Origin of the sequence: Simplicispira hankyongi (genome assembly GCF_003570885.1) — a bacterium.
In the GTDB taxonomy this organism is placed as follows: domain Bacteria; phylum Pseudomonadota; class Gammaproteobacteria; order Burkholderiales; family Burkholderiaceae_C; genus Simplicispira; species Simplicispira hankyongi.
Window position 1 is genome coordinate 1 of record NZ_QXJC01000007.1, and the last position, 19,914, is coordinate 19,914.

General features: G+C 60.6%; 29 protein-coding genes. 24 read left to right on the forward strand and 5 right to left on the reverse strand.

Features of this window, described 5'->3' with window-relative positions; translation table 11 throughout:
- Window positions 1-4 precede the first annotated feature (4 nt).
- The 12 genes from tuf to rpsQ all read left to right on the forward strand — a co-directional run bounded on the left by tuf (window position 5) and on the right by rpsQ (window position 6,635).
- On the forward strand, window positions 5-1,195 hold the full coding sequence (gene tuf, locus D3F03_RS13635) for an elongation factor Tu (protein ID WP_119110021.1): 1,191 nt from the start codon (window positions 5-7) through the stop codon (window positions 1,193-1,195).
- A 26-nt stretch (window positions 1,196-1,221) separates the two neighbouring features.
- Entirely contained in the window at window positions 1,222-1,533 is a 312-nt protein-coding gene (rpsJ, locus tag D3F03_RS13640; RefSeq protein WP_005796953.1) for a 30S ribosomal protein S10, read from the forward strand.
- Between the two features lie 220 nt (window positions 1,534-1,753).
- A complete protein-coding gene (gene rplC, locus D3F03_RS13645; RefSeq protein ID WP_119109989.1) occupies window positions 1,754-2,428 on the forward strand; it encodes a 50S ribosomal protein L3 in 675 nt (224 codons plus the stop codon).
- On the forward strand, window positions 2,428-3,048 hold the full coding sequence (gene rplD / locus D3F03_RS13650) for a 50S ribosomal protein L4 (protein WP_119109990.1): 621 nt from the start codon (window positions 2,428-2,430) through the stop codon (window positions 3,046-3,048). Before rplC ends, rplD begins: the two co-directional genes overlap by 1 nt.
- Window positions 3,045-3,359, forward strand: coding sequence for a 50S ribosomal protein L23 (gene rplW / locus D3F03_RS13655; RefSeq protein ID WP_119109991.1), 315 nt, complete (start codon window positions 3,045-3,047; stop codon window positions 3,357-3,359). The genes rplD and rplW overlap by 4 nt, the downstream gene beginning before the upstream one ends.
- A gap of 3 nt (window positions 3,360-3,362) precedes the next feature.
- A complete protein-coding gene (rplB, locus tag D3F03_RS13660) occupies window positions 3,363-4,187 on the forward strand; it encodes a 50S ribosomal protein L2 (protein WP_119109992.1) in 825 nt (274 codons plus the stop codon).
- A gap of 10 nt (window positions 4,188-4,197) precedes the next feature.
- Window positions 4,198-4,473 (forward strand): 30S ribosomal protein S19, encoded by a 276-nt coding sequence (rpsS, locus tag D3F03_RS13665; protein WP_119109993.1) that lies wholly within the window; start codon window positions 4,198-4,200, stop codon window positions 4,471-4,473.
- 9 nt (window positions 4,474-4,482) lie between these two features.
- The gene (rplV, locus tag D3F03_RS13670) at window positions 4,483-4,815 is read left to right on the forward strand and encodes a 50S ribosomal protein L22 (protein ID WP_106445895.1); all 333 of its coding nucleotides are present in this window, start codon (window positions 4,483-4,485) and stop codon (window positions 4,813-4,815) included.
- Window positions 4,816-4,830: 15 nt separating this feature from the next.
- The gene (gene rpsC / locus D3F03_RS13675) at window positions 4,831-5,724 is read left to right on the forward strand and encodes a 30S ribosomal protein S3 (RefSeq protein ID WP_119109994.1); all 894 of its coding nucleotides are present in this window, start codon (window positions 4,831-4,833) and stop codon (window positions 5,722-5,724) included.
- Between the two features lie 3 nt (window positions 5,725-5,727).
- On the forward strand, window positions 5,728-6,144 hold the full coding sequence (gene rplP / locus D3F03_RS13680) for a 50S ribosomal protein L16 (RefSeq protein WP_119109995.1): 417 nt from the start codon (window positions 5,728-5,730) through the stop codon (window positions 6,142-6,144).
- Between the two features lie 17 nt (window positions 6,145-6,161).
- Window positions 6,162-6,356 carry a 50S ribosomal protein L29 gene (rpmC, locus tag D3F03_RS13685; protein WP_119109996.1) on the forward strand — a complete coding sequence of 65 codons (195 nt, stop codon included), beginning with the start codon at window positions 6,162-6,164 and terminating at the stop codon, window positions 6,354-6,356.
- A 9-nt stretch (window positions 6,357-6,365) separates the two neighbouring features.
- Window positions 6,366-6,635 (forward strand): 30S ribosomal protein S17, encoded by a 270-nt coding sequence (gene rpsQ, locus D3F03_RS13690; RefSeq protein ID WP_119109997.1) that lies wholly within the window; start codon window positions 6,366-6,368, stop codon window positions 6,633-6,635.
- A 177-nt stretch (window positions 6,636-6,812) separates the two neighbouring features.
- On the opposite strand, the gene D3F03_RS13695 is transcribed toward rpsQ, so the two are convergent.
- A complete protein-coding gene (locus D3F03_RS13695) occupies window positions 6,813-7,286 on the reverse strand; it encodes a GNAT family N-acetyltransferase (RefSeq protein ID WP_119109998.1) in 474 nt (157 codons plus the stop codon).
- Window positions 7,287-7,601: 315 nt separating this feature from the next.
- A complete protein-coding gene (locus tag D3F03_RS13700; RefSeq protein WP_119109999.1) occupies window positions 7,602-8,105 on the reverse strand; it encodes a TlpA family protein disulfide reductase in 504 nt (167 codons plus the stop codon).
- A gap of 169 nt (window positions 8,106-8,274) precedes the next feature.
- Between D3F03_RS13700 and D3F03_RS13705 the strand changes: the two genes are divergently transcribed.
- The 5 genes from D3F03_RS13705 to ptsP all read left to right on the forward strand — a co-directional run bounded on the left by D3F03_RS13705 (window position 8,275) and on the right by ptsP (window position 12,037).
- A complete protein-coding gene (locus D3F03_RS13705) occupies window positions 8,275-8,808 on the forward strand; it encodes a hypothetical protein (RefSeq protein WP_119110000.1) in 534 nt (177 codons plus the stop codon).
- A 225-nt stretch (window positions 8,809-9,033) separates the two neighbouring features.
- Window positions 9,034-9,285, forward strand: coding sequence for a hypothetical protein (locus D3F03_RS17525; protein WP_119110001.1), 252 nt, complete (start codon window positions 9,034-9,036; stop codon window positions 9,283-9,285).
- 230 nt (window positions 9,286-9,515) lie between these two features.
- Window positions 9,516-9,959, forward strand: a complete 444-nt coding sequence (locus tag D3F03_RS13715; RefSeq protein ID WP_119110002.1) for a PTS sugar transporter subunit IIA — start codon at window positions 9,516-9,518, stop codon at window positions 9,957-9,959.
- Window positions 9,934-10,203, forward strand: a complete 270-nt coding sequence (locus tag D3F03_RS13720) for an HPr family phosphocarrier protein (protein WP_119110003.1) — start codon at window positions 9,934-9,936, stop codon at window positions 10,201-10,203. Before D3F03_RS13715 ends, D3F03_RS13720 begins: the two co-directional genes overlap by 26 nt.
- A gap of 52 nt (window positions 10,204-10,255) precedes the next feature.
- A complete protein-coding gene (gene ptsP, locus D3F03_RS13725; RefSeq protein ID WP_119110004.1) occupies window positions 10,256-12,037 on the forward strand; it encodes a phosphoenolpyruvate--protein phosphotransferase in 1,782 nt (593 codons plus the stop codon).
- Between the two features lie 377 nt (window positions 12,038-12,414).
- Here ptsP and lipA read toward each other — a convergent pair whose 3' ends face one another.
- Genes lipA through D3F03_RS13740 form a run of 3 tightly spaced genes read right to left on the reverse strand, consistent with a single transcriptional unit; the run spans window position 12,415 to window position 14,417 of the window.
- Window positions 12,415-13,395, reverse strand: a complete 981-nt coding sequence (gene lipA / locus D3F03_RS13730; RefSeq protein ID WP_119110005.1) for a lipoyl synthase — start codon at window positions 13,393-13,395, stop codon at window positions 12,415-12,417.
- Between the two features lie 15 nt (window positions 13,396-13,410).
- Window positions 13,411-14,103 carry a lipoyl(octanoyl) transferase LipB gene (lipB, locus tag D3F03_RS13735; RefSeq protein WP_119110006.1) on the reverse strand — a complete coding sequence of 231 codons (693 nt, stop codon included), beginning with the start codon at window positions 14,101-14,103 and terminating at the stop codon, window positions 13,411-13,413.
- A gap of 8 nt (window positions 14,104-14,111) precedes the next feature.
- Window positions 14,112-14,417 carry a YbeD family protein gene (locus tag D3F03_RS13740; protein ID WP_119110007.1) on the reverse strand — a complete coding sequence of 102 codons (306 nt, stop codon included), beginning with the start codon at window positions 14,415-14,417 and terminating at the stop codon, window positions 14,112-14,114.
- A 246-nt stretch (window positions 14,418-14,663) separates the two neighbouring features.
- Here D3F03_RS13740 and D3F03_RS13745 point away from each other — a divergent pair, with 246 nt between their 5' ends.
- From D3F03_RS13745 to atpG, 7 genes are read left to right on the forward strand one after another with little or no spacing between them, the layout of a single operon-like run.
- A complete protein-coding gene (locus tag D3F03_RS13745) occupies window positions 14,664-15,134 on the forward strand; it encodes an ATP synthase subunit I (protein ID WP_119110008.1) in 471 nt (156 codons plus the stop codon).
- Window positions 15,135-15,149: 15 nt separating this feature from the next.
- Window positions 15,150-16,028, forward strand: a complete 879-nt coding sequence (gene atpB, locus D3F03_RS13750) for a F0F1 ATP synthase subunit A (RefSeq protein WP_119110009.1) — start codon at window positions 15,150-15,152, stop codon at window positions 16,026-16,028.
- A gap of 48 nt (window positions 16,029-16,076) precedes the next feature.
- Window positions 16,077-16,328, forward strand: a complete 252-nt coding sequence (gene atpE / locus D3F03_RS13755; RefSeq protein WP_119110010.1) for a F0F1 ATP synthase subunit C — start codon at window positions 16,077-16,079, stop codon at window positions 16,326-16,328.
- Window positions 16,329-16,362: 34 nt separating this feature from the next.
- Window positions 16,363-16,833 carry a F0F1 ATP synthase subunit B gene (locus tag D3F03_RS13760; RefSeq protein ID WP_119110011.1) on the forward strand — a complete coding sequence of 157 codons (471 nt, stop codon included), beginning with the start codon at window positions 16,363-16,365 and terminating at the stop codon, window positions 16,831-16,833.
- 9 nt (window positions 16,834-16,842) lie between these two features.
- The gene (locus D3F03_RS13765; protein ID WP_119110012.1) at window positions 16,843-17,385 is read left to right on the forward strand and encodes a F0F1 ATP synthase subunit delta; all 543 of its coding nucleotides are present in this window, start codon (window positions 16,843-16,845) and stop codon (window positions 17,383-17,385) included.
- A 47-nt stretch (window positions 17,386-17,432) separates the two neighbouring features.
- Window positions 17,433-18,986 carry a F0F1 ATP synthase subunit alpha gene (gene atpA / locus D3F03_RS13770; protein ID WP_119110013.1) on the forward strand — a complete coding sequence of 518 codons (1,554 nt, stop codon included), beginning with the start codon at window positions 17,433-17,435 and terminating at the stop codon, window positions 18,984-18,986.
- 32 nt (window positions 18,987-19,018) lie between these two features.
- A complete protein-coding gene (atpG, locus tag D3F03_RS13775) occupies window positions 19,019-19,903 on the forward strand; it encodes a F0F1 ATP synthase subunit gamma (RefSeq protein ID WP_119110014.1) in 885 nt (294 codons plus the stop codon).
- Window positions 19,904-19,914: the final 11 nt, after the last annotated feature.

Sequence of the window (19,914 nt, forward strand, 5' to 3'; positions counted from 1 at the left end):
GGAAATGGCAAAAGGAAAATTCGAACGTACCAAGCCGCACGTCAACGTCGGCACGATCGGCCACGTGGACCACGGCAAGACGACGCTGACGGCAGCAATTGCCACCGTGCTGTCCGCCAAGTTCGGCGGTGAAGCCAAGGCCTACGACCAGATCGACGCGGCTCCGGAAGAAAAGGCCCGCGGCATCACGATCAACACGGCTCACGTGGAATACGAAACGCAGAATCGCCACTACGCCCACGTGGACTGCCCTGGCCACGCCGACTATGTGAAGAACATGATCACCGGTGCCGCCCAGATGGACGGCGCCATCCTCGTGTGCTCGGCCGCTGACGGCCCAATGCCCCAGACGCGCGAGCACATCCTGCTGGCCCGCCAGGTCGGCGTGCCCTACATCATCGTGTTCCTGAACAAGTGCGACATGGTCGACGACGAGGAGCTCCTCGAACTCGTCGAAATGGAAGTGCGCGAACTCCTCGACAAATACGATTTCCCTGGCGACGACACCCCGATCATTCGCGGCTCCGCCAAGCTCGCCCTGGAAGGCGACAAGGGCCCTCTGGGCGAGCAAGCCATCATGAAGCTCGCTGAAGCCCTGGACACCTACATCCCCACACCTGAGCGTGCCGTGGACGGCGCCTTCCTGATGCCCGTGGAAGACGTGTTCTCCATCTCCGGTCGTGGCACCGTGGTCACGGGCCGTATCGAGCGCGGCGTCATCAAGGTCGGCGAAGAAATCGAAATCGTCGGCATCAAGGACACCGCCAAGACCACCTGCACCGGCGTGGAAATGTTCCGCAAGTTGCTCGACCAAGGCCAAGCTGGCGACAACGTCGGCCTGCTGCTGCGCGGCACCAAGCGCGAAGACGTCGAACGCGGCCAAGTGCTGTGCAAACCCGGCTCGATCAAGCCGCACACGCACTTCACCGCTGAGGTGTACGTCCTGTCCAAGGACGAAGGCGGCCGCCACACGCCGTTCTTCAACAACTACCGCCCCCAGTTTTACTTCCGTACGACGGACGTGACGGGCGCGATCGAGTTGCCTGCCGACAAGGAAATGGTCATGCCTGGCGACAACGTGTCGATCACGGTCAAGCTGATCAACCCCATCGCCATGGAAGAAGGTCTGCGCTTTGCTATCCGCGAAGGCGGCCGCACCGTCGGCGCGGGCGTTGTTGCCAAGATCATTGCTTAAACCCTAAGCACACACAGGAACTTGCCATGTCCAAGCAAAAAATCCGCATCCGTCTCAAGGCCTTCGATTACAAGCTGATCGACCAGTCTGCTGCAGAGATCGTCGACACTGCCAAGCGCACCGGCGCGATCGTCAAGGGCCCCGTGCCCCTGCCGACACGCATGAAGCGTTTCGACATCCTGCGTTCGCCGCACGTCAACAAGACCAGCCGCGACCAGCTCGAAATCCGCACGCACCAGCGTCTGATGGACATCGTCGACCCGACCGACAAGACGGTGGACGCACTGATGAAGCTCGACCTGCCCGCAGGCGTGGACGTCGAAATCAAGCTGCAGTAAGCCCTGCCCCGTGCAACGGGGCCTGCACATACAACGCGAACTTGCCGAAAAAGGAAGTTCGCGTTATACTTTGTGGCTTCGCCTTTTTTGCGTGCGTTTTTTATGCGCGCAGTGATTTTTAGGGCGGAGTTTTATCAACCGTCTTTCATGTGCGCGGGAATGTCCGGGCGCAACGCCGCGGCCAATTGCAGTCGCGGCGGTGAGAGTTTTGGAGAAACAAATGAGTCTGAGCAACTCCCTCGGGTTGCTGGGCCGCAAGGTTGGCATGATGCGCTTGTTCACCGATGAAGGGGATGCAATCCCTGTCACGGTGGTCGACGTATCCAACAACCGCGTCACCCAGGTCAAAACCCAAGAGAACGATGGCTACGTGGCCCTGCAGGTCACGTTCGGTGCGCGCCGGGCCTCCCGCGTCACCAAGCCCGCCGCGGGTCACCTTGCCAAGGCAGGTGTTGAAGCCGGCGAAATCATCCAGGAATTCCGCGTTACCGCAGACGTCGCCGGCAAATATGCCGCCGGTGCCACGGTGCCCGTGGCCGACCTGTTCACCGTGGGCCAAAAGGTCGACGTGCAAGGTACTTCGATTGGTAAAGGCTTTGCCGGCACCATCAAGCGCCACAACATGTCTTCCCAGCGCGCGTCGCACGGCAACAGCCGTTCGCACAACGTGCCGGGCTCCATCGGTATGGCGCAAGATCCGGGCCGCGTGTTTCCGGGCAAGCGCATGACCGGTCACCTCGGCGACGTTACGGTCACCACCCAAAACCTCGACGTGGTTCGTATTGACGAAGCACGCCAACTGCTCTTGATCAAGGGCGCTGTTCCGGGCTCCAAGGGTGGGTTCGTGACGGTGCGCCCGGCCATCAAGGCTACCGCTGCCAAAGGAGCGAACTGATGCAGCTCGAACTCCTCAATGACCAAGGCCAGGGCTCAGCGAAGCTCGACGTTCCTGAGACCGTGTTTGGTCGCGAATACAACGAAGATCTGGTGCACCAGATCGTCATCGCTTACCGCGCCAACGGCCGCCAGGGTACCCGTGCCCAGAAGGACCGCGAACAGGTTCGCCACTCGACCAAGAAGCCTTTTAAGCAAAAGGGCACCGGCCGCGCACGCGCCGGTATGACGTCCTCGCCTCTGTGGCGCGGAGGCGGTCGCATTTTCCCGAATTTGCCTGACGAAAACTTCACGCAGAAGATCAACAAGAAGATGTACCGCGCCGGCATGGCCGCCATCCTCTCGCAGTTGGCCCGCGAAGGCCGTCTGGCTGTGGTGGATTCGATGAAGCTCGATTCGCCCAAGACCAAGGTGCTGGCCGACAAGTTCAAGGCCATGAACCTGCAGTCCGTGATGGTGATCGCCGACGAAGTCGACGAAAACCTGTACCTGGCATCGCGCAACCTCGTGAACGTGTACGTGGTTGAGCCGCGCTACGCCGATCCGGTGTCGCTGGTGCAGTACAAGAAGGTCATCGTTACCAAGGCCGCGATCGACCAACTCAAGGAGATGTTCGCATGAGCGCGCTCAAGTTTGACGAAGGCCGTCTGATGCAGGTTCTCGTGGCCCCCATCGTGTCCGAAAAGGCCACCATGGTTGCTGAGAAATCCAATGCCGTGACGTTCAAGGTGCTGCAGAGCGCCACCAAGCACGAGATCAAAGCCGCTGTAGAACTGCTGTTCAAGGTGGAAGTCAAGGGCGTCTCGGTTCTCAACACCAAAGGCAAGACCAAGCGCTTTGGCAAGACCATGGGCCGCCGCGACAACGTTCGCAAGGCTTATGTGACGCTCAAGCCCGGTCAAGAGCTGAACCTCTCCGGGGAGGCCGCGTAAATCATGGCTGTCATCAAGATGAAACCCACCTCGCCCGGCCAACGTGCCGTGGTGAAGGTCACGCGCGATCACCTGTATAAGGGCGATGGCTACGCACCGCTGCTGGAGCCCCAGTTCCAGAAGGCTGGCCGCAACAACAACGGCCACATCACGACGCGCCACAAGGGCGGTGGTCACAAGCACCACTACCGCGTGGTGGACTTCAAGCGCAACAAGGACGGCATCGCCGCCAAGGTTGAGCGCATTGAGTACGATCCGAACCGCACGGCCCACATCGCTTTGGTGTGCTACGCCGACGGCGAGCGCCGCTACATCATCGCCCCGCGCGGTCTGGAAGTCGGCAGCACGCTGATGTCCGGCGCCGAGTCCCCGATCCGCGCTGGCAACACGCTGCCGATTCGCAACATCCCGGTGGGTTCGACCATTCACTGCATCGAGCTCAAGCCCGGTGCTGGTGCCCAGATCGCCCGCTCGGCGGGTGCTTCGGCAACGCTGCTGGCACGCGAATCCATGTACGCCCAGGTGCGCATGCGCTCGGGTGAAGTGCGCCGCATTCACATCGAATGCCGCGCCACGATTGGTGAAGTCGCCAACGAAGAACACAGCCTGCGCCAGCTCGGCAAGGCCGGTGTCAAGCGCTGGATGGGTATCCGTCCGACGGTGCGTGGCGTTGCCATGAACCCGGTGGATCACCCCCACGGTGGTGGCGAAGGCCGCACCGGCGAAGGCCGCCATGCAGTCGACCCATGGGGCAACCTGACCAAGGGTTATCGCACCCGCAACAACAAGCGCACGCAGAACATGATTGTTTCGCGCCGCAAGAAATAAGGGATAGCCAATGACTCGCTCTCTCAAAAAAGGTCCGTTCGTTGACCACCATTTGCTGGCAAAGGTCGAAAAGGCCGTTGCCACCAAGGACAAGAAGCCCGTCAAGACCTGGTCGCGCCGCTCCATGGTGCTTCCCGACTTCATCGGCCTGACGATTGCCGTGCACAACGGCAAGCAGCACGTGCCGGTCTATATCACCGACCAGATGGTGGGCCACAAGCTCGGCGAATTCGCCCTGACGCGCACCTTCAAGGGCCACCCCGCTGATAAAAAAGCGAAGAAATAAGGAACGACCATGTCTGAAACACGTGCAGTCCTCCGGGGCGTCCGTCTGTCGGTCGACAAGGGCCGCCTCGTTGCCGACCTCATCCGCGGCAAGAAGGTGGACCAGGCCCTGAACATCCTGAACTTCACGCAGAAAAAAGCTGCGGGAATCGTCCGGAAGGTTCTGGAATCCGCCATCGCCAACGCTGAGCACAACGACGGCGCCGATATCGATGAACTGAAGGTCAAGACCATCTACGTCGAGCAAGGCACCACGCTCAAGCGTTTCACCGCGCGCGCCAAAGGCCGCGGCAACCGCATCAGCAAGCCCACGTGCCATGTGTACGTGACGGTTGGCAACTAAAGGCCTGGAAAGACTATGGGACAAAAAATCCATCCTACCGGCTTCCGCCTCGCGGTCAGCCGCAACTGGGCCAGCCGCTGGTACGCCAGCAACCGCGACTTCGCCGGCATGCTGGCCGAAGACATCAAGGTGCGCGAGTACCTCAAGGCCAAGCTGAAGAACGCCGCCGTATCCCGCATCCTGATTGAGCGCCCCGCCAAGAACGCCCGCATCACCATTTACTCGGCACGTCCGGGCGTGGTGATCGGCAAGAAGGGCGAAGACATCGAGAACCTCAAGAAGGAACTCGCGATCCGTCTGGGCGTGCCCGTCGCAGTGAACATCGAAGAAGTGCGCAAGCCCGAAATCGATGCCAAGCTGATCGCCGACAGCATCACCCAGCAGCTGGAAAAGCGCATCATGTTCCGCCGCGCCATGAAACGCGCCATGCAGAACGCCATGCGTCTGGGTGCCCTGGGCATCAAGATCATGTCGTCGGGCCGTCTGAACGGCATCGAAATCGCCCGCTGCGAGTGGTACCGCGAAGGCCGCGTGCCACTTCACACGTTGCGCGCCGACATCGACTACGGTACTTCGGAAGCCAAGACCACCTACGGCGTCATCGGCGTCAAGGTCTGGGTCTACAAGGGCGATACGCTGGGCCGCAACGATCTGCCCGCCGTGGAAACCCCACGTCCGGACGACGAGCGCCGTCCCCGTGGTCCACGCCGTGATGGCCGCCCTGGTGGCGATCGCGACCGTGGTCCTGGTGCCGGTCGTGGCGCGCCGCGCCGCCCGGCCTCTACCAACGTGGCGCCTGCCGATGGCAGCGACAAGCCCGCTGGCGCCGGTGGCGCCGATACAACCGCCGTTAAGCGCGTTCGCAAGGTTGACGCGCCCGCTACAGCAGCGGACGGAAAAGGAGAATAAAACATGCTGCAACCCGCTCGCCGCAAATACCGCAAGGAGCAAAAAGGCCGCAACACTGGCGTCGCAACCCGGGGCAACTCGGTGGCGTTTGGTGATTTCGGTCTGAAGTGCACCGACCGCGGTCGCCTGACGGCCCGCCAATTGGAAGCCGCTCGCCGCGCCATTTCGCGCCACGTCAAGCGTGGTGGCCGCATCTGGATTCGCGTATTCCCGGACAAGCCAATTTCCGCCAAACCCGCAGAAGTGCGGATGGGTAACGGTAAGGGCAACCCCGAGTTCTACGTGGCTGAAATCCAGCCCGGCAAGATCGTGTTCGAGATCATCGGCGTACCCGAAGAACTCGCCCGCGAAGCCTTCCGCCTGGCAGCTGCCAAGCTGCCCCTGCGCACGACGTTCGTCACGCGCATGATTGGCCAGTGAGTTCAGGAGAAACTGATATGAATACTGCTGAACTGCGTCAAAAGGACGTCGCTGGCATCCAGGACGAAATCAAGGCCCTGCAAAAGGCCCATTTCGGTCTGCGCATGCAAAAGGCTACGCAACAACTGAGCAACACCGGCACGCTGCGCACCACGCGCCGTGACATCGCCCGCGCCAAAACCATCCTTGCTGAAAAGCAAGCCGCCAAGTAAGGAGCACACATGACGGAAGCTAAAAAATCCCTCAAGCGCACCTTGGTTGGCAAGGTGGTCAGCGACAAGCGTGAAAAAACCGTGACCGTGCTGGTCGAGCGCCGTGTCAAGCACGAGCTCTACGGCAAGATCGTCGGCAAGTCGAGCAAGTACCACGCGCACGACGAAAACAACGAGTACAAGACGGGCGACGTGATTGAAATCACGGAGAGCCGTCCCCTCTCGAAAACCAAAAACTGGGTGGCGAGCCGCTTAGTGACCAAGGCAGCGCTGGTCTAATCCGCCCCTGCTTCGCACGCTCCTGCGTGCAGCAAAAAAATGGCCCATTTGCGTGGGCCATTTTTTTATCGCAAAAATTGTGTCGCTGCATAGAAAACTATCAAATAGATAGCTATCAAGGCAAGGCCTATAAGCGCTGGCGGCCTAAAATGCCTAAAAATTAACAGCGCCTGAAGGCTACAGGATGCTCGCTTTGAGGTAGTGTGCGCCGGGAATAGGGTTGTGGTAGTACGGCGGAATTTCGCAAAACCCGAGTTCCTGGTACAGCGCGCGCGCGGACTCCATATCGTCCAGCGTATCGAGCAGCACGCTTGCATATCCGCCCTCGCGTGCGGCGTCTAATGCAGCCTCCGCCAGTTGCCGCCCCAGGCCAAACCCCCGAAATGCCTTGCGAACAAAAAGACGCTTCATTTCTGCCGCATTGGCGTAGTCGGCGCTGTCCAAGGGACGCAATGCGCAGCAGCCTGCCGGTGCACCATCGACCAGCGCCAACAGCCAGGCCCCGCGCGGTGGGGCATATTCACCCGGCAGGTTGCTGAGTTCTTCCTGGAAATTCTGGAAACCCAAATCAACGGACAGGCTGGATGCGTATTCCTCAAATAGCTCTCGCAGTGCCGGAACATGGTCGGCGCCAGGGGCGTTGAGAATCATCACGGAAGGGTTCTGCACGGGCGGATTCAGGGAGCTGGAACGCGTACCAGTGTAAAACAAGCCTTTGCGTGTCCCTGCAGGTCTATTCGCGACCCAGATATACCAGGCCGGCAACCGCCACTGCGTACCGGCAGCAGTTGCAAGGCTTGCCACGGTAGCGATCGCAACAAACAAAACTATAAAATTAATAGCTGCAGGCGCTCTATTGGTAAGCGCAAGAGACCATTTTTACTAAAAATTAACCTGCGAAAGGATCTTGCCCAGCGCCTTCCCCGGCTCTGATCTGGGCCAGGCCAGAACCCTACTCAATGGCGCTCAGGCTTCTGCGAGCAGCTTTTCTATGAGTTGGTGCAGCTCATCGAAATTGGGTGGACCGACATAGGTTTTCACGATTTCGCCACGCTTGTTCACGAGGTACGTTGTCGGTGTGAGCTGTACATCGCCCCAGGCTTTGGCAATCGCACCGGTATTGTCGAGCGCGACCTGGAAGGGAATTTTGCGTGTCTCGACGAAGTTCACGACATAGCTGGGCGGGTCGTAATTCATGGCCACGGCGAGGGTGTCGTAGCCGCGTGCATGGTATTTGTGGTGGGTGGCAATCAGCTCTGGCATTTCGGCCACGCAGGTCGTGCAACTGGTGGCCCAGAAATTGACCAGCGTGACTTTGCCCCGCAGGTCCTCGGTGCTTAGCTTGCTGGCATCAAGCAGCACGAATGTCGATTGTGGCGCGGGCTTGGGCGAAGTGTTCAAGAACAGCCAAGTGCCGATCGCTGCAAACGCGACCACCGCCAGGACTGTCCAAACCGTCTTCGTACGCATGCGCCACCCCGAGTAAATTCCAAACCGCCATTGTGCGCCACGCGGCGGCACTGCGCTGAGATTGGCGCGCGGCCCCTTTGGTTCCCAGGTTCATTGAGATCGCGTGCAGGTTCCCAGAGCGCTTGGCCGCGGGCCGCCTTTAACAGGGCCGCGTGGCCATAATCGGGCCATGTTTTTACGCGCCCTCCTGGTTTTTTGTCTGTTTTCGAGCGGGCTTGCTGCTTGCGGTCCGGCGCTGGAGTGGCGCAGCCTGCCGCTGCCAGAGCTGGGCATGCAAGTGAGTTTGCCGTGCAAACCCGATCGCGTCGAGCACAGCGTGGAGCTGGCAGGCCAATCCGTGCAGGTGATCATGCAGGGTTGTGGCGCGTCGGGCCTCACCTTTGCCGTGGCTTGCGCCGTGCTGGCCGAGCCTTCGATGGCCGGTGCGGCGCTTGCACACTGGCGTGCCGCAGTGCTTGCGGCCGCACAGGCGCGTGATGCCAAAGACAGCCCGTTCCAACCCGCTGGTGGACTGGGCCTGCCTCAGGCAGTGCGAACCAGTGCCATGGGGCGCCTGCCCGGCGGCGGCGCCATGCAGATGCAGGCGGCCTGGTTTGCCCGGGTGCAGCATGGCGCGGTGCGCGCCTGCCATGCCATGGTGTATGGCAGCGAACTGCCAGCGGCGACGGCTGACGCATTTTTCGAAGCCCTGGTGTTGCGGTGAGCCTTCTGGCGCCCCGGGCGGCAGTGTTGGTCTCCCTGCCCTTGGCGGCTGCCCGCTTCCTTTCGGCGCTGTTGCGTGCTGTGACGGCGGCCTTCGCACCCATGTTGGCGCAGGTGTTCACACTGAGCGGGGGGAGCTGGGGCTGCCCTTGGGTGCTTACTTTCTGGGCTTTGCCGCACCCCAATTGCCGCTCCGCCACGGCTCAATTGCCACGGACCGCGCAAGGTGCTTCTGGCCTTTCTGGGGGGCGTGGTGGCGGGCTGCCTGGTGTTTGCGCAGGCCACCGGTTTTTCCGGTCTTCTGCTCGGGCGGGTGCTGTTTGGCGCCGGTATTGACGCCTGCCCGATGGCACCTCTGACAGGTGACCGACTCTGGTACGGCGCCCGCGGCGCAATTGTGGGTGAATTCATGGATGCTGATGGCCGGCTCACTCAGCATGGTGGCGTCTACCCCGCCCGCCGTGGTGATGGCGTTTGACGCACAGGTGGCGGGGCGTGGGCGTTCGGCTTACAACCTGATGGTGTTTGTTGGCGAGTTTGTCTTGCAGTAGAGCATTGGCCTTGCAGTCGATGCCTTTAGCGCTGTGGGTTGGATGCAACTGGCCGCGTTCCGGGCAGCGCTTGGCCTCTGCCTTGCCTGTAATCTGGCGGCCTGCGTGGTTCGTGCGGATAGCAGGCCGGCCATAATGATCTGTAAGCGTCTTTTGCATGAACACTCTCATTCTTCTCATCGCCCACGCCCCGCTAGCGCATGCGGCTCGCGCGTGTGCACTGCACGTGTTTCCCGATTGCGGGGATGCGGTGCGCGTGCTCGACGTGCGGCCTGATGCCGCTCCGGAGGCAAGTCTCCAAGAGGCCAAGGCATTGATCGCCGATGCCGCCGAGCGCCCCTTGCTGGTGCTCACCGACCTCTTCGGCGCCACACCCTGCAACATTGCCCAGCGCTTGGTGGAGGGCCGCAGCGGCGCGTGCCTGGTCACGGGCTTGAACCTGCCCATGCTGCTGCGCGCTGTGAGCTACCGCGCAGAAGCGCTTGATTTGCTGGTGCAGCGTGCCCTGGTGGGAGGTACCCAGGGTGTGATGCAAGTGGCAGTGCAAACACCGCAAAAAACCGTACACAACACCCATGATCAAGACCCGCAAGACCATTAGCAACCAGCTTGGCCTGCATGCCCGCGCTTCGGCCAAACTCACCAAGGTGGCCGCCGCATTCCCGTGTAGCGTGTGGATGAGCCGGGGCGAACGCCGCATCAATGCCAAAAGCATCATGGGCGTGATGATGCTGGCCGCAGGCATGGGGGCCGAAATCGAAATTGAAACCGATGGCCCACAGGAGCAGGAGGCCATGGACGCGTTGCTGGCCATGATCGACGACAAATTCGGAGAAGGGCAATAGCCATGCACTATGCGCATCCCGTAGCGCAGGTCCGTGGCTGGAGCTGCCGCATATGACATTTTCGGTTCACGGCCTGGCCGTCGCGCGCGGTATTGCCATTGGGCGCGCCGTGCTGGTGGGTTCGAGCCGCGTTGATGTGGCGCACTACTTCATCGAAGCGCATCAGGTGCCGAGTGAAATCGAGCGCGTGCGCAGCGGACGCAATGCCGTGATGCAGGAGCTCTCGCGGCTGCAGGCCGACATGCCGCCGGACGCACCGCCGGAACTTGGTGCGCTGCTGGATGTGCACATCATGCTTTTGCAAGACGAGATGCTCGTCTCTGGCGTCAAGCACTGGATCACCGAGCGTCTGTACAACGCCGAATGGGCACTGACCACGCAGCTTGAACTCATCGCGCGCCAGTTTGACGAAATGGAGGACGACTATCTGCGCGAGCGCAAGGCCGACCTCGAGCAGGTGGTCGAGCGCATCCTGCGCCACATGAAGGGTGTGCCCAACCCTGTGGCGCCTCCGGTCCCCAGCCCACGCCGCAAGACGCAGCAGGATCTGCTGCTGGACGACACCGAAGACGTGCCCCTGGTGTTGGTGGCGCACGACCTCTCGCCCGCCGACATGCTGCAGTTCAAAAAGAGCGTGTTCGCTGGTTTTGTCACGGACGTGGGTGGCAAGACATCGCACACCGCCATTGTTGCGCGCAGCATGGATATTCCCGCTGTGGTGGGCGCGCGCGCGGCCAGCCAACTGGTGCGTCAAGACGACTGGGTCATCATCGACGGCGATGCCGGCGTGATCATCGTCGACCCCTCGGCCATCATCCTGGCCGAATACGGTTTTCGCCAGCGCCAGATCGAGCTTGAGCGCGAGCGCCTGAGCCGCCTGCGCCACACACCCTGCGTGACCATCGACGGCGAAAAGATTGAGCTACTGGCCAATATTGAATTGCCTGCAGACGGCGCAGGTGCCATTGCCGCGGGTGCGGTGGGCGTTGGGCTTTTCCGCACCGAATTCCTGTTCATGGGGCGCAGCGGGAAGCTGCCCGACGAGGAAGAGCAGTACCTTGCCTACCGCGAAGCGGTGGATGCCATGCAGGGCCTGCCCGTCACCATTCGCACGCTCGATATTGGGGCGGATAAACCGCTCGATCGCGCTCGCAAGGACGATTCACTCAATCCTGCGCTCGGCCTGCGTGCCATCCGCTGGAGCCTGGCCGATCCCGCCATGTTTCGCACCCAGGTGCGCGCGGTGCTGCGCGCGGCTGCGCATGGCCGCGTGAGCATGATGTTCCCGATGCTGGTGAATGCCGAGGAGATTCGCCAGACACTGGCGCATGTGCGCCTCGCCCAGACCGAGCTCGACGACCGCGGCGCCGTGTACGGCGCCGTGCGCCTGGGCGCGATGATTGAAGTGCCCGCTGCGGCACTCACGGTGCGCATGTTCCTGCGCCATTTCGATTTTCTGTCGATTGGCACCAACGATTTGATTCAATACACGCTTGCCATCGACCGGGCCGACGAGGCGGTGGCCGACCTGTACGACCCCATGCATCCGGCGGTGCTGTGCCTGATTGCCGGTGTGATCGCCGAAAGCCGCGCTCAGGGCAAGAGCGTGTCGGTGTGCGGTGAAATGGCGGGTGACCTGGGCCTTACGAGGCTGCTCCTGGGGCTTGGCCTGCGGACCTTCTCCATGCACCCGGCGCAGATCCTGGCAGTCAAACAGGAGGTGTTGCGCGCTGACACGCGCAAGCTCCGGCTGTGGGCGCAGCAAGTACTGGAAGGGGGCGAGTGTGCCGGGTTTCGCGTGGCGCAGCCCAGTGATTCGCTATATAAAATATAGTTGGCTTGGAGAGCTGCCGCGTGCTTGGTCAGCCGCGAATAGGTAGCCCAGAGGACGGCCGAAGCCAGCGCCAGCATAGCCCTCAGGAGCGCATTCCGCTCAGCTCACGCCCTCTGGAGATCGCCATGCCGGAGCGTTTCTGATCGTCGGCGCAATGCCAGTCGGTAGAAAAGGCAGCACATGGGAGTGTGATACCGCGATACTGCGAGCGAGGCAAGGGCAGCGCACAGGGCGATGGCGGCCAGGGCGCACAGATCGGCCTGTAAGCGCAAGCAAGTTTGGCGCACGCGCCGTCGCTCAAGGGCTGCTTGATGGGCCGTGAAATGCCCGGTGCAAGACTGTTGGACGGTTCCTGTGCGCCGCCGCCTGGGCGGCGCCTACACGCCAGCCGACTTGGCCTGCTGATCTGCGTGGTAGCTCGAACGCACCATGGCACCCACGGCAGCATGCGTGAAGCCCATGGCATAGGCGGCTTCTTCAATTTGCTTGAACTGGTCGGGGTGCACGTAGCGGCGCACGGGCAGGTGGCTGCTGCTGGGCGCCAGGTATTGGCCAACAGTCAGCATGCTTACACCATGCGCACGCAGGTCGCGCATTACATCGAGGATTTCTTCGTCCGTCTCGCCCAGACCAACCATGATGCCGCTCTTGGTCGGCACGTTCGGGTGAAGCGCCTTGAACTTCTTCAGCAAGTTCAGCGAGAACTGGTAGTCGCTGCCTGGGCGCGCTTCCTTGTACAGGCGCGGCGCGGTCTCCAGGTTGTGGTTCATCACGTCGGGCAGTGCGGTGGCCAGAATGCTCAGTGCGCGGTCATCGCGTCCACGAAAATCGGGTGTGAGAATTTCAATTTGCGTGCTCGGCGAGAGCGAGCGGATGTTCTGGATGCACTCGACGAAATGCCCCGCACCGCCATCGCGCAGATCGTCGCGGTCGACACTGGTGATCACTGCGTATTTCAGGCGCAGCGCCGCGATGGTGCGCGCCAGGTTCAGCGGTTCGTCCTTGTCGAGCGCGTCGGGCCGACCGTGGCCGACGTCGCAAAACGGGCAGCGGCGCGTGCACTTGTCGCCCATGATCATGAACGTCGCTGTCCCATTGCCAAAGCACTCGCCGATATTCGGGCAACTCGCCTCTTCGCACACCGTATGCAGCTTGTGCTCGCGCAGGATGCTCTTGATTTCGTAGAAGCGCGTGCTCGGTGAGCCGGCCTTGACACGAATCCATTCAGGTTTCTTCAGCACTGGCCCTTGCTCGACCTTGACGGGGATGCGCGAGAGCTTCGCAGCGGCCTTCTGTTTGGTGAACGGGTTGTATTTGGCGCTGGTTTGCGCTTCGCGGACGACGTCGGAGGTGCTCATGGCTACGTGGTGGAGTCAGGGTGCAAGGCGCGTGATCAGCTGTTTGCCGAGCACGTGTGCCGCTTCTTCCCAAGTGGTGTGGACCCCGATTGTAGAAAGATCCACGGTGCGCAAACCCGCGTAGCCACATGGGTTGATACGCTCGAAGGGTTCCAGGTCCATGGCCACGTTGAGTGCCACGCCGTGCAGCGTGCAGTGGCGCGAGACTTTAATGCCGAGCGCCGAGATTTTGCCCAGGCCTGTGAAGTCGGGCGCCTGCCTGGGCCCGGCAGAAGTGTCTCTGCTGGGTCGCTCGGGGAGTAAAGCATGGCTGGCAGGATCGTCCAGCCGTACGTAAATGCCCGGCGCGTGAGCGACGCGATGGCCCGTCACGCCAAAGTGGGCCAGGGTGCGGATGACGGCTTCTTCCAGGCGGTAGACATATTCTTTGACGTAGTAGCCTGCGCGGCGCAAATCGATCAGTGGGTACGCAACCACTTGGCCGGGCCCGTGGAATGTCACCTGCCCGCCGCGGTTGCTTGCCACCACGGGAATTTCCCCTGCCGCCAGCACATGTTCGGCCCGACCTGAAATACCCTGCGTGAACACCGGTGAATGCTCACAGATCCATAGCTGATCGGGCCCGCCTTCAGGGCGCTGCGCGGTGAACTCCCACATGGCAGCGTAGGTGTCTTCATAGTCGACGCGGCCAAGATGGCGCAACTCCATCGGGCTGATCACAGCACCACTTTCACAAGCGGGTGAGAGGTGAGTGCCCGGTAGAGGTCGTCAAGCTGTTCGCGGCTGGTGGCGTTGATGGTCAGTGTCACGCCCAGGTACTTGCCGGCGCGACTGGGGCGCAGCTCAACGCTTGCCCCCTCGAAATCGGCATCGAACTGCTTGGTGACTTCAATCAGCCCCGGCACCAACTCAGCGACATTTGCCCCCATAACTTTGATGGGGAAGCGCGACGGATACTCGATCAGCGACTCCTTGCGGGCGTCGGAGGCGATGACCGGATGGTCAGAGTTGGAAGGGCTCATTGTGTCAATTTACTTCCCAATTGATAGCTGTATTGTGATATGCCGCAAGCGATAGACGCAACCATGGTGCGGACGTTTAGATCTGTGCACGAGCAGCACATGCAAGCCAAGTTGGCCGTGGAACAACAACATGGGATGGGCAACCCCAATGCATCATGTGAAATTTTGGTGATGCTCGCGGGTTTTTACTTATAATGAGAGGCTTTTGTGAAAAAAGTTTCGACACGCCGATTCGGGGAGGCCCATGTGAATGACGTCACCCCCAGGCACGAAGCTGAGGACGAAGAACCTGAGTTCAAGCCCCTGACGCCTGAACAGGCGCTCGAATGGCGCAAGCGCCATCCGACCTTGTCTGTGTGGCGTTTGGTATTCGGGCAGTTGTTGGTTGGCCTTCTGGTCACCTTGCTGGTCTGGATCGTCACGCAAGACTTTGCCGCGGCGAAGTCTTCTGCCTGGGGTGCTCTGTGTGTGGTGGTTCCGGCGGCGCTGTTTGCGCGTGGCCTGGCTCATACCAGGCATACGGCCGGCGGGGTGCTGGCAGGGTTTTTTGTCTGGGAGATGGCGAAGATTGCGTTGACTGTGGCCATGCTCGGCATTGCGCTGCGCTGGTTGCAGCCGCTGAACTGGCTGGCGCTGCTTGCCGGAATGGTGGTAACAATGAAAACGTACTGGTTCGTGCTGCTGGCACGGTCCGGTGTCCGAAAACCGATAGATTGAGAGAAGAGTTGTCCGATGGCCGCTGAAGCGCACGCTCTAACTGCAAGTGAATACATCGTTCACCATCTGCAGCATCTTCAAAATGGCAAGCAAAAATTCATCATCGATATGTCGGTGGTGAATTACGACTCCGTCATCTTCAGTCTGGTGGTGGGGGCGTTGGGTTTGCTCTTTTTCTGGCTGGCGGCGCGCAAGGCGACGTCTGGTGTTCCGGGTCGCTGGCAAGCGGCAGTGGAAATGATGGTTGAAATGGTTGATACCCAGGCCAAAGCGACGATCCACAATGCGCAAAGCCGCAAGCTGATTGCTCCCTTGGCTCTGACGGTGTTTGTCTGGATTTTTCTGATGAATGCCATGGATCTGTTGCCGGTGGACTTGCTGCCTGCCATTTGGGCGCAAATCTATGGCGCTGCCGGTCACGATCCCCACCATGCTTACCTGCGCATCGTGCCGACGGCGGATCTTTCGACGACCCTTGGCTTGTCTGTCTCGGTGCTGGTTCTGTGTTTGATTTACAGCGTCAAAATTAAGGGCCTCGGCGGCTGGACGCACGAACTCGTTACGGCGCCTTTTGGTACCAGCAAGAATCCTGTTTTTGCTCTGATTCTCGGAGTGATCAATCTGCTCATGCAGATCATCGAATACGTTGCCAAAACGGTGTCGCACGGTATGCGACTGTTTGGCAATATGTACGCTGGTGAGTTGGTGTTCATGCTGATCGCTCTGATGGGTGGTGCGGCGGCCATATCAATCTCTGGTGTGTTGCTCCCGTTGGGACAAATTATTGCGGGCTCGATTTGGGCGATCTTTCACATTTTGATCATCACCCTGCAAGCCTTCATTTTCATGATGCTGACGCTGATTTACCTCGGCCAGGCACATGATTCTCACTGATCATTTCCCTTTTCTTTTTCAACTTAGCTTTTTCAATTAGGAGTCATCATGGAACACATTCTCGGTCTCGTCGCTCTGGGTTGCGGTCTTATCGTCGGCCTGGGTGCTATTGGCGCTTCCATCGGTATTGGCCTGATGGGTGGCAAGTTCCTGGAAGCTTCGGCACGCCAGCCTGAACTGATCAACGAACTGCAAACCAAGATGTTCGTTCTTGCTGGTCTGATCGACGCCGCCTTCCTGATTGGTGTGGCCATCGCCCTGCTGTTCGCTTTCGCCAACCCCTTCGTCCTGGCGGCCTAAGCACCCTTCAACGCCCACTTAGAAAGGTGTTGCCGTGAGTATCAATGCGACCCTGTTCGTTCAGGCCATTGTCTTTTTGATTCTGGTGCTGTTCACGATGAAGTTCGTGTGGCCCCCGGTCGCGAAGGCACTGGATGAACGAGCCCTGAAAATCGCCGATGGCCTCGCCGCTGCCGACCGTGCCAAGTCCGAGCTGAGCGCTGCCAACCAGCGCGTTGAGCAAGAACTGGCGCAGACGCGAAGCGAGACGGCGACACGTCTTGCCGACGCGGATCGCCGCGCCCAGGCCATTATTGAAGAAGCCAAGGTCCGCGCCAGCGAGGAAGCAGCGAAAATCGTGGCTGCTGCCCGGACGGAAGCTGAACAGCAGTCTGTCAAGGCCCGTGAGGCCCTGCGTGAGCAGGTGGCAGTGCTGGCCGTCAAGGGTGCCGAGCAAATTCTGCGCAAGGAGGTCGATGCCGGCGTCCACGCAGACCTGCTTGGCCGCTTGAAGACCGAACTGTAAGGGGCAACCATGGCCGAAATTGCGACCATTGCACGTCCCTATGCGGAAGCGCTGTTCAAGGCTTGCACCGACCAGGGCGAGGGCGCTTCACGCGCTGCGCTCGACTGGGTGGACCGAATTGGCTCCGTTGCCGCTAGCCCTGCGCTGCTACAACTTGTTGGCAATCCCAAGGTCACATCGGAGCAGATTTTTGATGTGATGTCCGGGGTCGTGGGTGTGGCGCTTCCAGCACTGGCGCAGAATTTTCTGCGCACCGTGATCGATAACGGCCGCGTGGAAGCGCTGCCGGAGATCGCTAGCCAGTTTCGCGCCTTGGTCAATCGCCTGAGAGGCTCTTCCGATGCGGTGGTCTACAGCGCCTTCGCCATGGACGCCTCGGCCTTGAGCGACCTCGGATCCACGCTGGAAAAGCGTTTTGCTCGCAAGCTGAACCTGAGTGTGCAGCGCGACGAATCTCTGATTGGTGGCATTCGCGTGGTGGTGGGCGACGAAGTGCTCGATACCTCGGTCAAAGCCCGTCTTGAACAAATGAAAGCCGCCCTTACCGCCTGAAGTGCGTTCTGGGGCCCTAGGCAAACCAACGAAAGAAGGAAAGAGTCATGCAACTCAATCCCGCAGAAATTTCCGAGCTGATCAAGAGCCGCATTGAAGGTCTCGCGGTCGGTTCTGATATCCGCAACCAAGGCACTGTGGTGTCCGTGTCGGACGGTATCGTGCGCATTCACGGCCTGTCGGACGTGATGCAGGGCGAAATGCTCGAGTTTCCCGCTACGGCCGATGGCACGCCCACCTATGGACTGGCGCTGAACCTTGAGCGCGACTCGGTCGGCGCCGTGGTTCTGGGTGAGTACGAGCACATCTCTGAAGGCAATACCGTCAAGTGCACGGGCCGTATTCTGGAGGTGCCCGTAGGCCCCGAGCTGATCGGCCGCGTCGTCGATGCGCTTGGCCAGCCGATTGACGGCAAGGGCCCGATCAACGCCAAGATGACCGACGTGATTGAAAAAGTCGCGCCTGGCGTGATCGCACGCAAGTCCGTGGACCAGCCGATGCAGACTGGCTTGAAGTCGATTGACTCCATGGTGCCTATCGGCCGCGGCCAGCGCGAGCTGATCATTGGCGACCGCCAGACCGGCAAGACCGCGGTGGCGATCGACGCGATCATCAACCAGAAGGGTCAGAACATGACCTGCGTGTACGTTGCGATCGGCCAGAAGGCTTCGTCGATCAAGAACGTGGTGCGCGCACTGGAGCAGGCCGGCGCAATGGAATACACCATCGTCGTGGCTGCCTCCGCTTCCGAATCTGCTGCCATGCAGTACGTGTCGGCCTACTCCGGCTGCACCATGGGTGAGTACTTCCGCGACCGCGGCCAGGACGCTCTGATCGTGTACGACGATCTGTCCAAGCAAGCTGTGGCCTACCGCCAAGTGTCCTTGTTGCTGCGCCGTCCACCAGGCCGCGAAGCCTACCCCGGCGATGTGTTCTATCTCCACAGCCGTCTGCTTGAGCGCGCAGCGCGCGTGAACGACAAATACGTCGAAGATTTCACCAAGGGTGCTGTGAAAGGCAAGACCGGTTCGCTGACGGCGCTGCCTATCATCGAGACGCAGGCTGGCGACGTGTCCGCTTTCGTGCCGACCAACGTGATCTCGATCACCGATGGCCAGATCTTCCTGGAAACCTCGCTGTTCAACGCGGGCGTTCGCCCTGCCATCAACGCCGGTATTTCGGTCTCGCGCGTGGGTTCTTCGGCCCAGACGAAGATCATCAAAGGCCAGTCCGGTGGTATTCGTACCGACTTGGCCCAGTACCGTGAGTTGGCTGCGTTTGCGCAGTTCGCCTCCGATCTGGACGAGTCCACCCGCAAGCAGCTCGACCGGGGCGCCCGTGTGACCGAACTGCTCAAGCAAGCGCAATACAGCCCGCTGCCCATCAGCCTGATGGGTGCTTCGCTGTTCGCCGTGAACAAGGGTTTCATGGACGACATCGAAGTCAAACAGGTTCTGCCGTTCGAGCATGGCTTGCATGGCTGGCTGAAGGACAAGCATGCTGCCCTGTTGGCCAAGCTCGAAGAGAGCAAGGCCCTGGACAAGGATGCTGAGGCCGAACTGACTGCTGCTGTGAGCGCATTCAAGAAGACCTTCGCCTGATTGTTTTCCACCTGACGAACTAGGAGCCATCGATGGCAGCAGGCAAGGAACTACGCACCAAGATCAAATCGGTGGAAAACACCAAGAAGATCACCAAGGCCATGGAGATGATCTCCGTGTCCAAGATGCGCAAGGCGCAGGAGCGTATGCGCGCCGCCCGTCCGTACAGCGAGAAAATCCGCAACATCGCCAGCCATCTGGGCCAGGCCAACCCCGAGTATGTGCACACCTTCATGAAGGCCAACGACGGCAAGTCGGTGGGCTTCATCGTGGTGACCACCGACAAGGGGTTGTGTGGTGGCCTCAACACCAATCTGTTGCGAGCCTTGACGGTCAAGCTGCGCGAGACGCAAGCCGCCGGCAAGACCGTTCAGGCGGTGGCTATTGGCAGCAAGGGACTGGGTTTTCTCAACCGTGTGGGTGCCAAGGTGGTGGCGCATGCGACGCAGCTTGGCGACAAGCCGCATCTGGACCGGCTGATCGGGCCGGTCAAGGTCTTGCTTGATGCCTACGTCAAGGGCGAAGTAAGCGCGGTCTACCTGTGCTACAACGATTTTGTCAGCACCATGAAGCAAGAGCCCACGGTGCGACCTTTGCTTCCGTTGTCGGCAGCGGCGATGCACGAGGAAAGCAAGGCCAGCGGGACGCAGCATGGCTGGGACTACATCTACGAGCCTGATGCGCAGAGCGTTATCGATGAGTTGCTGGTGCGCTATGTCGAGGCACTGGTCTACCAGGCCGTGGCAGAAAACATGGCTTCCGAACACGCGGCGCGCATGGTAGCCATGAAGGCCGCCACTGACAACGCTGGCAACGTGATCGGCGAACTCAAGCTGGTCTACAACAAGACCCGCCAGGCCGCGATCACCAAAGAGTTGTCTGAAATCGTGTCCGGCGCGGCCGCGATCAGCGGCTGATCACCGTGCCC

Coding starts and splice junctions, on each gene's coding strand:
- rpsQ (WP_119109997.1), top strand. CDS start 6,366: ATGACGGAAGCTAAAAAATCCCTCAAGCGCACCTTGGTTGGCAAGGTG.
- D3F03_RS13700 (WP_119109999.1), bottom strand. CDS start 8,105: ATGCGTACGAAGACGGTTTGGACAGTCCTGGCGGTGGTCGCGTTTGCA.
- ptsP (WP_119110004.1), top strand. CDS start 10,256: ATGACATTTTCGGTTCACGGCCTGGCCGTCGCGCGCGGTATTGCCATT.
- tuf (WP_119110021.1), top strand. CDS start 5: ATGGCAAAAGGAAAATTCGAACGTACCAAGCCGCACGTCAACGTCGGC.
- atpE (WP_119110010.1), top strand. CDS start 16,077: ATGGAACACATTCTCGGTCTCGTCGCTCTGGGTTGCGGTCTTATCGTC.
- D3F03_RS13765 (WP_119110012.1), top strand. CDS start 16,843: ATGGCCGAAATTGCGACCATTGCACGTCCCTATGCGGAAGCGCTGTTC.
- rplC (WP_119109989.1), top strand. CDS start 1,754: ATGAGTCTGAGCAACTCCCTCGGGTTGCTGGGCCGCAAGGTTGGCATG.
- atpG (WP_119110014.1), top strand. CDS start 19,019: ATGGCAGCAGGCAAGGAACTACGCACCAAGATCAAATCGGTGGAAAAC.
- rplD (WP_119109990.1), top strand. CDS start 2,428: ATGCAGCTCGAACTCCTCAATGACCAAGGCCAGGGCTCAGCGAAGCTC.
- D3F03_RS13715 (WP_119110002.1), top strand. CDS start 9,516: ATGAACACTCTCATTCTTCTCATCGCCCACGCCCCGCTAGCGCATGCG.
- rplP (WP_119109995.1), top strand. CDS start 5,728: ATGCTGCAACCCGCTCGCCGCAAATACCGCAAGGAGCAAAAAGGCCGC.
- D3F03_RS13740 (WP_119110007.1), bottom strand. CDS start 14,417: ATGAGCCCTTCCAACTCTGACCATCCGGTCATCGCCTCCGACGCCCGC.
- rplV (WP_106445895.1), top strand. CDS start 4,483: ATGTCTGAAACACGTGCAGTCCTCCGGGGCGTCCGTCTGTCGGTCGAC.
- D3F03_RS13705 (WP_119110000.1), top strand. CDS start 8,275: ATGTTTTTACGCGCCCTCCTGGTTTTTTGTCTGTTTTCGAGCGGGCTT.
- atpB (WP_119110009.1), top strand. CDS start 15,150: ATGGCCGCTGAAGCGCACGCTCTAACTGCAAGTGAATACATCGTTCAC.
- D3F03_RS13720 (WP_119110003.1), top strand. CDS start 9,934: ATGATCAAGACCCGCAAGACCATTAGCAACCAGCTTGGCCTGCATGCC.
- lipA (WP_119110005.1), bottom strand. CDS start 13,395: ATGAGCACCTCCGACGTCGTCCGCGAAGCGCAAACCAGCGCCAAATAC.
- rplW (WP_119109991.1), top strand. CDS start 3,045: ATGAGCGCGCTCAAGTTTGACGAAGGCCGTCTGATGCAGGTTCTCGTG.
- rpmC (WP_119109996.1), top strand. CDS start 6,162: ATGAATACTGCTGAACTGCGTCAAAAGGACGTCGCTGGCATCCAGGAC.
- rpsJ (WP_005796953.1), top strand. CDS start 1,222: ATGTCCAAGCAAAAAATCCGCATCCGTCTCAAGGCCTTCGATTACAAG.
- D3F03_RS13695 (WP_119109998.1), bottom strand. CDS start 7,286: ATGATTCTCAACGCCCCTGGCGCCGACCATGTTCCGGCACTGCGAGAG.
- lipB (WP_119110006.1), bottom strand. CDS start 14,103: ATGGAGTTGCGCCATCTTGGCCGCGTCGACTATGAAGACACCTACGCT.
- rpsC (WP_119109994.1), top strand. CDS start 4,831: ATGGGACAAAAAATCCATCCTACCGGCTTCCGCCTCGCGGTCAGCCGC.
- rpsS (WP_119109993.1), top strand. CDS start 4,198: ATGACTCGCTCTCTCAAAAAAGGTCCGTTCGTTGACCACCATTTGCTG.
- atpA (WP_119110013.1), top strand. CDS start 17,433: ATGCAACTCAATCCCGCAGAAATTTCCGAGCTGATCAAGAGCCGCATT.
- rplB (WP_119109992.1), top strand. CDS start 3,363: ATGGCTGTCATCAAGATGAAACCCACCTCGCCCGGCCAACGTGCCGTG.